This window comes from Pseudonocardia sp., from assembly GCF_025965585.1.
GTDB lineage: Bacteria > Actinomycetota > Actinomycetes > Mycobacteriales > Pseudonocardiaceae > Pseudonocardia.
Genome location: NZ_JAOPWR010000294.1, coordinates 1 through 9,423, shown reverse-complemented (window position 1 = coordinate 9,423; position 9,423 = coordinate 1). Strand labels below are relative to the sequence as shown.

The following is a 9,423-nucleotide window of genomic DNA, read 5'->3' as shown; positions in this document are numbered from 1 at the left end:
CCGGTCTGGCGGGTGCGGCCGGGTGCGGGCGCGACGGGGCCGCCGACGACCGGCGGGGCCGTGGGGGGCGGCACCGACGACGGGACGAGCAGCCGCGGCGACAGCAGCCGTGCCGCCGCGGCGCCGGACGGCGGAGCGGGCCGCGAGGGCCCGACGAATGTGGGGCGCGAGGGGGCACCGGTGGCGGTGTCCACCGCGGGCACACCGGCGGCGGGCAACGACGGGGCGCCGAGCGTGGAGGCCGGGCGGTCGGTGCCGTGGTCGGGACGCTGCGGACCGGTCCAGATTCCTGCGGTGTTGCGGGCGGCGGCGTCGCCGGGCACCCGGCGCGGCAGCGGCCCGCCCTGGACCTGCCTGTTCCGGAACGGCCCCCCCTGGGTCTGGCCGTTCTGGGTCCCGCTGCTCTGCGTCGGGGTCCGGCCGTCCCGAGCCTGCGCCGGGGCTGCGGGGGCGCTCCGGGCGTGCCGGGGCACACGGGCGGACTCGGCGTCCGGGAGCGCGAACGGCACGCCGCCGGAACCGTTCGCGGCGGCCCCGTCGGTGCCCGCGTTCTCGCGCCGGGCGTGCCGGCCACCGGATCCCTGGCCGCGCGCAGCCATCCGCCGCGCCATCTCCTCGCGCAGCCAGTCCGATCCCGAGCCCGGACCGTCCTCCGGATCCGGCGCCACCGACGGCGGTGCACCGTCGGTGAACGTGCTCACCGCCGTCCGCCCTTCACCGCAGCCGGTCGCTCACGCCGACGCTCGTGGCCGCGTGCTCAACGCTGGCTCCAGGCCTGCTTCGTGGCGCGCACGAGGCGGTCCTTGAGCTCACGGGTGTGGCGGCGGCTGACGGGCAGCTCGGCGCAGTCCGGCCCGTTGCCGACGCGCACGACGTACCCGGACCCGGACAGGCGCAGCTCGGTGACGAGCGGCAGCGACACCAGGAACGAGCGGTGGATGCGCACGAAGCCGGCGTCGCGCCAGCGGTCCTCGAGCACCGAGAGCGGGATGCGGACGAGGTGGCTGCCCTCCTGCGTGTGCAGGCGGGCGTAGTCGCCCTGGGCCTCCACGTAGCGCACGGCCGAGCGCGGCACCAGCTTCGTGGTGCCGGCCAGCTCGACGGGGATGACCTCGTCCTCGCCGTTCTCCTCGCGCACCGGCTCGACGACACCGGACGTACGGCGCACGAGGATGCGGTCGATGGCGGCGGACAGCCGCTCCGCGCGGAGCGGCTTGAGCAGGTAGTCCTCGGCACCGACCTCGTAGGCGTCGACCGCGCGGTCGTCGTGGGCGGTCACGAAGACCACCGACGGCGGCACGGCCATCGACGAGAACACCCTCGCGAGCTCCAGGCCGTCGAGGCCCGGCATCCGGATGTCGAGGAACACCACCTCGACGTCGGTGCGCTCGGCCACCCGCATGCCGGTCATCGGGTTGGCCATACCACGACCTGCCGCCTGCCCGGCGGGCTGGGCCTCGCGCACGCCTTGCCTGCTGTTGAGCACGCGGAGGGCGTCCGTGGCGTTGGACGCCTTCAGCACCACCCCGACCCGGGGCTCCTCGCTGAGCAGGTAAGCCAGTTCTTCGAGGGCCGGCTCCTCGTCGTCCACCGCGAGGACGACCAGGCCGCCGGAGCTGTCGTTGCTGTCCACGATCTCCTCATCCTGCGTGTCCGGTGCGCATCGGACCTCCGGCGATCACGCCCAGGTCCGCGGACCATGGTGACGGCCAATCCGTGTGAGTGCCAGTGTCAGGCACCAATCGGGTTCATCCGATCACACCCTGCTACAAACCGTACCGCGCCCACGTGGCCCTGACCTCGGCCGCCTGGGCGAGTCCGAGCAGAAGATCTGCTCCGGCCACACCGGCGGCGGGCGCACCGCCCAGACCCAGCCGGGCCAGCAGCGGCCTGCGGCCCTCCACCAGCACGAGCTCCGCGTCCGGGAAACGCTCGGTGAGCACACCGCGCGCGGTGCCCAGGCCGTCGACCAGGCCCACCTCCAGGGCGCGCGTGCCGGTCCACACCTCGCCGGTGAACGGATCGCCCTGCAGCTTGTCGCCGCGCCGCGAGGTGACCCACTCGCGGAACAGGTCGTGCAGCTGCTCCTGCAGGCCGCGCAGCCACTCGACGTCCTCGGACTTCTCCGGCAGGAACGGGTCGAGCCGCGACTTGGACTCCCCCGCCGTGTACATGCGGCGCTGGATCCCGAAGCGCTCGATGAAGCCGTCGAGGCCGAAGCCCTGGCTGATCACCCCGATCGAGCCGACGAGCGACGTGGGGTGGGCGTAGATCTCGTCGGCGGCACACGCCAGCCAGTACCCGCCGGACGCGGCGACGTCCTCGCAGAACGCCAGGACGGGCACCTCGTGCTCCTCGGCGAGGCCGCGGATGCGGTCGGCCACCAGCGCCGACTGCGTGGGCGACCCGCCCGGCGAGTTCACCAGCAGCGCGACGGCCGCCAGCCCGTCGGGCGCGAAGGCCCGCTCGAGGGTCTTCTCCGTGGTGGTCACGTTGATCACCGCGCGGGGCACGGGCCCGGCGGACGAGGCGATCACCCCCTGGAGCCGCACGAGCGAGACGACGGACCTGTCGCTGCGCTCGCCGAGCCGTCCGGGGAGACGGGAGGCGAGCCGGTCGGGGAAGCGGAGCGCGTCCATTCGCGCCACGCTACGCGGCTGCACCACCCTCCGAGGAGCTCAGACGCGGATGCCCGCCCGGAACTTCGGGACCCGCAGGGTGATCTTCATGCCCGCGCCGAGCGCCGTGTCGACGACGAGGCCGAAGTCGTCGCCGAACGTGGAGCGCATCCGGTCGTCCACGTTGCCGAGGCCGACGTGGGCGCCGGAGAGGTGGGCGTCGTCGAGGTCCTCGGTGAGCCGCGAGGGGTCCATGCCGATCCCGTCGTCCTCGACGATGATCACGCACTCGGCGCCGGCGTTCTCGGCCGTGATGGTGATGGTGCCGCCGTTGGGCTTGCTGGCCAGGCCGTGCCGCACGGCGTTCTCCACGAGCGGCTGCAGCGCGAGGAACGGCAGCACCACCGACAGCACCTCGGGCGCGATCTGCAGCTTGATGTTGAGCCGGGCCCCGAAGCGCGCCTTCTCCAGCCGCACGTAGCGCTCGATGTTGGTGAGCTCGTCCTGGAGCGTCGTGAACTCGCCCGCGGCGCGGAAGGAGTAGCGGGTGAAGTCGGCGAACTCGATGAGCAGCTCGCGGGCGCGGTTCGGGTCGGTGCGGATGAACGACGCGATGGTGGTGAGCGCGTTGTAGACGAAGTGCGGGGAGATCTGCGCGCGCAGCGCCCGGACCTCGGCGCGGTTGAGCCGGGCTCGCGACTCGTCGAGCTCGGCGAGCTCCAGCTGGCTGGAGACGTAGCGCGCGACCTCGGCGGTGGCCCGCAGCAGCACCGGCCCGGCGGTGGAGGTGGTGAGCGCGGCAAGGGTGCCGACGATGGCGCCCTCGGTCTCCAGCGGGACGACGACGATGCCGCGCACCACGCAGTCCTGCCGGTCGCACGTGATGGCGGTGTGCGAGAGCACCTGCTGGCGGCCGGTGGAGATCACCTGGTCGGCGAGCTGCCGGACGTCGGGCTCGTGCTGGTCGGCGTCGCCGTCCCAGCCGAGGGTGTTGCCGCGGTTGTCCGTCATCGTGAGCGCGCAGGTGTCGAGCAGCTGCCGCAGGTACGGCAGGGCGAACGACGCGGAGTTGGCCGAGAGCCCCTCGCGCAGCGACGGCGCCGCCAGCGCGACGGTGTGCAACGTGGCGAACGTGGCGCGCTCCAGCGGCGTTGCGAACGTGTTGCGCTTGTTGCGAAGGAAGTAGAAGACCGCGACGGAGATGCTGACGAGCGCGAGGAGGATCAGCGCCAGCAACAACGTGGGTGCGGCCAGCAGGTCCCCCACGTCAGCTCCCCTCGGCCACGGCTACCTCACCAGCCGGGACAACCGACGGTCGGCCAGCGGCTTGCCGCCCGTCTGGCAGCCGGGACAGTACTGGAAGGACTTCGTCGCGAAGGAGACCTCCCGGACGGTGTCGCCGCACACCGGGCACGGCATCCCGGTGCGGGCGTGCACGCGCAGCCCGGAGCGCTTCTCCCCCTTGAGCCCGGCGGCCTTCTGCCCCACCGACCGCTCGACGGCGTCGGTGAGCACCGACCGCAGCGCGGCGTAGAGCGCGTCGACCTGATCGGGTTTCAACCGCCCGGACGAGGCGTACGGCGAGATCTTGGCGGTGTGCAGGATCTCGTCGCTGTAGGCGTTGCCGATCCCCGCCAGCACGGTCTGCTCCACGAGCAGGGTCTTGATCCGCTCGGTGTGCCCGGCGAGCAGCGCGGCGAACTCGTCGGCCGACAACGACAGCGCGTCGGGGCCGAGCCGGGCGATGCCGGGCACGTCCTGCGGGTCGTGCACCAGGTAGACGGCCAGCCGCTTCTGCGTGCCGGCCTCGGTGAGATCGAAGCCGGGCCCGCCGGCGTGGTCGAGGTGCACCCGCAGCTCCAGCGGGCCGCGACCGGGCTTGGGCGGCGTGGTGGTGGACGAGTCGTGCCAGCGCATCCACCCGGCCCGCGAGAGGTGGGTGACGAGGTGCAGCCCCCCTGCCTCACCACCGCCCGCCCCGTCCAGGAACTCGACGGAGAGGAACTTGCCGTACCGCGCCGCCCCTGTGACGACGCGGCCGGCGAGCGACTGCACCGGGGGGTCGAAGGTCTTGACGGCACTCATCGAGGCCACGTCGACGCGGGCCACCGGCCGGTAGATCGCATGTTCGCGCAGGTGGTGGGCCAGGGCCTCGATCTCGGGCAGCTCGGGCACGGCAGGGGCCTCAGTTCACCGGTTGCAGCGGACTGTCGGCGTGGCCCGGGGTGCCCTGGGTACGCAGCCTGCGGACGACGATGCGCAGCTCCTCGCGGGCCTTCGAGCCGCCGCGGACGAGGCCCGTCCAGCGCTCGGCGGGCTGGTCGTAGCTGCCCGCGGTCTCCGCGACCACGGTCCACGGCCTGCGCAGCCACCACCGCACCGGGAAGAACAGCACGACGACGATCGCGACGGCCCACAGGAACCACGGCACGTGCAGCTGCGACGGCGACCAGACCACGAGGATCACCCAGAACACGAACAGCGCCGAGAGCACCAGCACCGCGGCGCCGCGGCCACCGTCGACGTCGTGCTCGAAGTCGTCGCCGGTGGCGGGCAGGGACCACTCGATGTTGCGGCGCACCGACCAGGTGCGTCCGTCGACACCGACCACCGTCTTCGATCCCATCGATCCCTGCCGTCGTCAGAAGAGTGCTTGCTCCCACTTTCCCACATCCGCCCGTCAGGAGGGGCGCTCCTCCGCCCGGACCTTCAGACCTCGGTGAACTGCACGAACGACGGACCGAGATCGGACATCGTCCGCCGGATCGGCCCCGGCAGCAGCCCGCTGAACTCCTCGCGCATGGTGAACCGCGTGCGCCCGTGTCGTACCGCCACCGCGCCGCGATCGCTACCGCACCGCCGCCACGCGGCGCAGCGGCAGGCTCGTCACCCCGTTGATGAAGTTGGACGTCAGCCGTCGTGGCTCCCCGTCGAGCTCGACGGGCGGGTGCGCGAGGAACTCCGTGAAGAAGGCCCGCATCTGCAGCCGCGCGAACGCCGCACCCAGGCACAGGTGCGGCCCCTGCCCGAACGCGAGGTGCTCGTTGGGCGTGCGCTCGATGTCGACGCGGAACGGGTCGGGGAAGCGGCGCTCGTCGTGGTTCGCCGACACGTGGTAGACGACGACCTTGTCGCCGGCGCGGATCGTGCGGCCTCCCATCTCGACGTCACGGGCGGCGGTGCGGCGGAACGTCAGCACCGGCGGATGGACGCGCAGCATCTCCTCGACCGCCGACGGGAGCAGCGACGGATCCGCGCGCAGGCGCTGGTGGGCGGCAGGGTTCTGCAGCAGGGTCAGCACCCCACCGGGCAGGGCGCTGCGCACCGTGTCGTTGCCGGCGATCACCAGCAGGAAGAAGAACATCTGCAGCTCGGCGTGGGTGAGCGCCTCGCCGTCCACCTCGGCCTGCACGAGCGCGGTCATGACGTCGTCGGCGGGCTCGCGGCGCTTGCGGCGGGCCAGGTCGTCGGCGAACGCGAACATGTCGGCGAGCATCGCGGGCGAGCGCGGGTTCACCGGACGGCCGTCGGCGTCGCGGACCTCCACGGCGTGCTCGGGGTCCTGGTAGCCGATCACCCGATTGGTCCACGCGAGGAGCAGGGGACGGTCGGCGGCCGGCACGCCCAGCAGGTCGGACAGGTTCTGCAGTGGCAGGTCGTCGGTGACGTCGCGGGGCAGGTCGAACGATCCGCCCGCCGACACCGAACGCAGCAGTGCGGCCGCCCGCTCCCGGACGGTCGCGGCGAACCGCTCCAGCCGCCGCCGGGTGAACGCGCCCGTCACCAGCGTGCGGAGCCGGATCTGCTCGGGAGGGTCCATGTTGAGCACCATCCGGCGGAGGAACGGCAGGTCGGCGGCATCAGGGTCGCGAATCTGCGTGGCGCCGAGCGCGGACGAGAAGTCCTGCGGGCTGCGCAGCACGTGCCGGACGTCGTCGTAGCGCGTGACGGCCCAGAACCCCGGCCCCGCGGGCCAGATACCCACCTCGTGCTCGTCCTGCCACGCGACCGGGTCGGTGTCGCGCAGCAGGCGCAGCGCGTCGTGCGGCACGCCGCGGGCGAAGACGCGGGGATCGAAGACGTCGGGCACGCGTCTCTGCCTACCTCATCGCGGTGTGCGGGATCACTGCCTCTTTCGGACAATCGAGTTGCCGATCTTCTCCAACGCGTCCATGCTTGGCCCACGCAAGTCGTTGGTTGTTACAAGCAAAGCATCGGTAAAGCCGGGAGACGGGGAGCACGTGGGCGACATCGACGTGATCGACGTGAACCCCGGGATCGACGCCCCCCGTGACGTCACGGTCGACGCACCCGCACCCGCGGCCCCCGACGTCGACGTGGCGGACCGCATCGCGCAGGAGGTCGTGCGGCTGCTGCGCATCGTCTCGCGGATGCGCCACCAGAACGACATCGCGGTCGCCCACGTCCTCGCGGAGCTGCTGGACAAGGGACCGAAGCGGGTCGGGGAGATCGCCCAGTCGCTGGGCACCGACCCGTCCACCGTGAGCCGTCAGGTCACCGCGCTCGTCGAGGCGGGGCTTGTCGAGCGGCACGCGCACCCGGACGACGGGCGGGCCCACCTGCTGGCCCCCACCGCCGCCGGCATGCAGCGGTGCGCCGTCGGCCGCCGCCGCCAGCACGAGCTGATCACCACGATCCTGTCCGGGTGGTCCGCGGAGGACAGCACCCGGCTGGCCACGCTGCTCGGCATGTTCGCCGACGACATGCAGGCCGCGCACGAAGGGGAACGGCGGAACGTCCGCCGTTCAGGAGGAGAGAGCTGATGTCCACCGAAGTCGCCGTCGAGAGCACCTCGAAGGCCGAGCCGCGGTCGTCGGGCGAGCTGACCCATCGCCAGATCCTGACCATCCTGGGTGGCCTCCTGCTCGGCATGTTCCTGGCCGCTCTGGACCAGACGGTCGTATCCACTGCCATCCGCACCATCGCCGACGACCTCGGCGGGCTGAGCCAGCAGGCGTGGGCCACCACCGCGTTCCTCATCACGAGCACCATCGCGACACCGCTCTACGGCAAGCTCTCCGACATCTACGGCCGCAAGCCTCTCTTCCTGCTCGCGATCTCGATCTTCATCATCGGCTCGATCACCTGCACGTTCGCCCAGTCGATGTACCAGCTGGCCGCGTTCCGCGCCCTGCAGGGCATCGGCGCCGGCGGTCTGTTCTCGCTGGCGCTGACGATCCTGGGCGACATCGTCCCGCCGCGTGAGCGGGCCCGGTACCAGGGCCTCTTCCTCGCCGTGTTCGGCACGTCGAGCGTGCTCGGCCCGGTCATCGGCGGCCTGCTGTCCGGCCAGGCCACCATCTGGGGCATCGACGGGTGGCGCTGGATCTTCCTGGTCAACGTCCCGATCGGTCTGCTCGCGCTGATCGTCGTGGCCAAGGTGCTGAACGTGCCGCACACGCCGCGCTCGCACCGCATCGACTGGCCCGGCGCGATCATGCTCGCCGTCGGCCTCGTGCCGCTGCTGCTCATCGCCGAGCAGGGCCGCGAATGGGGCTGGGACTCCGGCCGCGCGTGGCTCTGCTACGGCATCGGCGCCGTCGGTCTGATCCTCTTCGTGGTGCTCGAGAACTACTACAAGGACGACGCGCTGCTGCCGCTGCGGCTGTTCAAGAGCAGCGTGTTCTCGCTGGTCACGATCGTCGGCGTCATCGTCGGTATGGGCATGTTCGGTGGCATCGCCCTGCTGCCGCAGTTCCTGCAGATCGTGCACGGGGCCACGCCGATCGAGTCCGGCTACCTCATGCTGCCGCTCGTCGCGGGCATCATGGTCTCCTCCATCACCTCCGGCCAGCTGACGTCCAGGACCGGCAAATACAAGATCTTCCCGATCATCGGTGTGGCGCTCATGGTCGCCGCGATGGTGATCATGTACTTCCGGGTCAACGTCGACATCCCGCTGTGGGAGCTCGACCTCTACATGGCGATGTTCGGCCTCGGGCTCGGTGGCTGCATGCAGACGCTGGTGCTGGCCGTCCAGAACGCTTCTCCCGCCCGTGACATGGGCGTCGTCACCGCGTCGTCCACGTTCTTCCGGCAGCTCGGCGGCACGCTGGGCACCGCGATCTTCCTGTCCATCGTGTTCTCGACAGTGCCCGACAAGATCGCGAGCGCGTTCACGGCCGCGCAGAGCGACCCGAACTTCATGGCCGCGATCAGCGACCCCGCGGTGCGCGCCAACCCGGTCAACGCACCGTTCTTCGCGGCGCAGGCCGGTGGCGCGAACGCGTCCGGCGTGCTCAACGACTCGGCGTTCCTGCAGACGATCGACCCCCGGCTCGCGCATCCGTTCCTGGTGGGCTTCTCCGACTCGATCGTGCTGACCTTCATCATCGTGGCGGCCATCCTCGCGGTAGCGTTCATCCTCGTGCTGTTCGTCAAGGAGCTGCCGCTCCGCACGATGTCCGGTGCGCAGGCAGCCGCTCAGGAGGCGGCCGAGGCCGCAGCCGGCCCGGCGGGCGTGACGATGACCGCGGAGGCGGTCACCGCCGGGTTCGCGGCGATCGCACCCACCACCGTGGGGGCCGCCGCGGCCTAGGCCGAGCGCCAGGCCGGACGGCACGCGCTGTCCGCCTACCCGGCACCGCACGCCGGCAACGGCCACACAGCCTTCGCGATGGCCGACGTCCCCGGCAACGGGGTCAGCACGCCGGCCGCCGGCATGCAGGCCCTCGGCGGACAGGGCTTCGACGGACAGGGCTTCGCGGCCCCGGCCGCCCAGCCCGCCATGTCCGACGGTCCCGGGGTGTTCGGCGCCGTCAACCGCGGCGACGGGGTGGGCCTG

Annotated in this window: 9 protein-coding genes and 1 pseudogene; 2 read left to right on the top strand and 8 right to left on the bottom strand. The window is 71.9% G+C overall.

Translation table 11 applies throughout. The features are described 5' to 3' along the window. The 8 genes and pseudogenes from JWR81_RS18230 to JWR81_RS18195 all read right to left on the bottom strand — a co-directional run. A pseudogene (locus JWR81_RS18230) lies at window positions 1-701 on the bottom strand (hypothetical protein); the annotation flags it as partial. A 56-nt stretch (window positions 702-757) separates the two neighbouring features. Beyond that, window positions 758-1,633, bottom strand: a complete 876-nt coding sequence (locus JWR81_RS18225) for a LytTR family DNA-binding domain-containing protein (RefSeq protein WP_297653841.1) — start codon at window positions 1,631-1,633, stop codon at window positions 758-760. Between the two features lie 133 nt (window positions 1,634-1,766). Beyond that, window positions 1,767-2,639 carry a S49 family peptidase gene (locus tag JWR81_RS18220; protein WP_297653839.1) on the bottom strand — a complete coding sequence of 291 codons (873 nt, stop codon included), beginning with the start codon at window positions 2,637-2,639 and terminating at the stop codon, window positions 1,767-1,769. A 39-nt stretch (window positions 2,640-2,678) separates the two neighbouring features. Continuing rightward, window positions 2,679-3,884, bottom strand: coding sequence for a sensor histidine kinase (locus tag JWR81_RS18215; RefSeq protein ID WP_297653836.1), 1,206 nt, complete (start codon window positions 3,882-3,884; stop codon window positions 2,679-2,681). Between the two features lie 21 nt (window positions 3,885-3,905). Next, entirely contained in the window at window positions 3,906-4,793 is an 888-nt protein-coding gene (locus JWR81_RS18210) for a DNA-formamidopyrimidine glycosylase family protein (RefSeq protein WP_297653833.1), read from the bottom strand. Between the two features lie 10 nt (window positions 4,794-4,803). Further along, the gene (locus JWR81_RS18205) at window positions 4,804-5,244 is read right to left on the bottom strand and encodes a hypothetical protein (RefSeq protein WP_297653830.1); all 441 of its coding nucleotides are present in this window, start codon (window positions 5,242-5,244) and stop codon (window positions 4,804-4,806) included. Window positions 5,245-5,327: 83 nt separating this feature from the next. Then, on the bottom strand, window positions 5,328-5,453 hold the full coding sequence (locus JWR81_RS18200) for a hypothetical protein (protein WP_297653827.1): 126 nt from the start codon (window positions 5,451-5,453) through the stop codon (window positions 5,328-5,330). 13 nt (window positions 5,454-5,466) lie between these two features. Further along, entirely contained in the window at window positions 5,467-6,708 is a 1,242-nt protein-coding gene (locus tag JWR81_RS18195; protein WP_297653825.1) for a cytochrome P450, read from the bottom strand. 151 nt (window positions 6,709-6,859) lie between these two features. Between JWR81_RS18195 and JWR81_RS18190 the strand changes: the two genes are divergently transcribed. After that, window positions 6,860-7,402 carry a MarR family transcriptional regulator gene (locus JWR81_RS18190; RefSeq protein ID WP_297653822.1) on the top strand — a complete coding sequence of 181 codons (543 nt, stop codon included), beginning with the start codon at window positions 6,860-6,862 and terminating at the stop codon, window positions 7,400-7,402. Then, the gene (locus JWR81_RS18185) at window positions 7,402-9,177 is read left to right on the top strand and encodes an MDR family MFS transporter (RefSeq protein ID WP_297653819.1); all 1,776 of its coding nucleotides are present in this window, start codon (window positions 7,402-7,404) and stop codon (window positions 9,175-9,177) included. Before JWR81_RS18190 ends, JWR81_RS18185 begins: the two co-directional genes overlap by 1 nt. The last annotated feature ends 246 nt before the right edge of the window (window positions 9,178-9,423 follow it).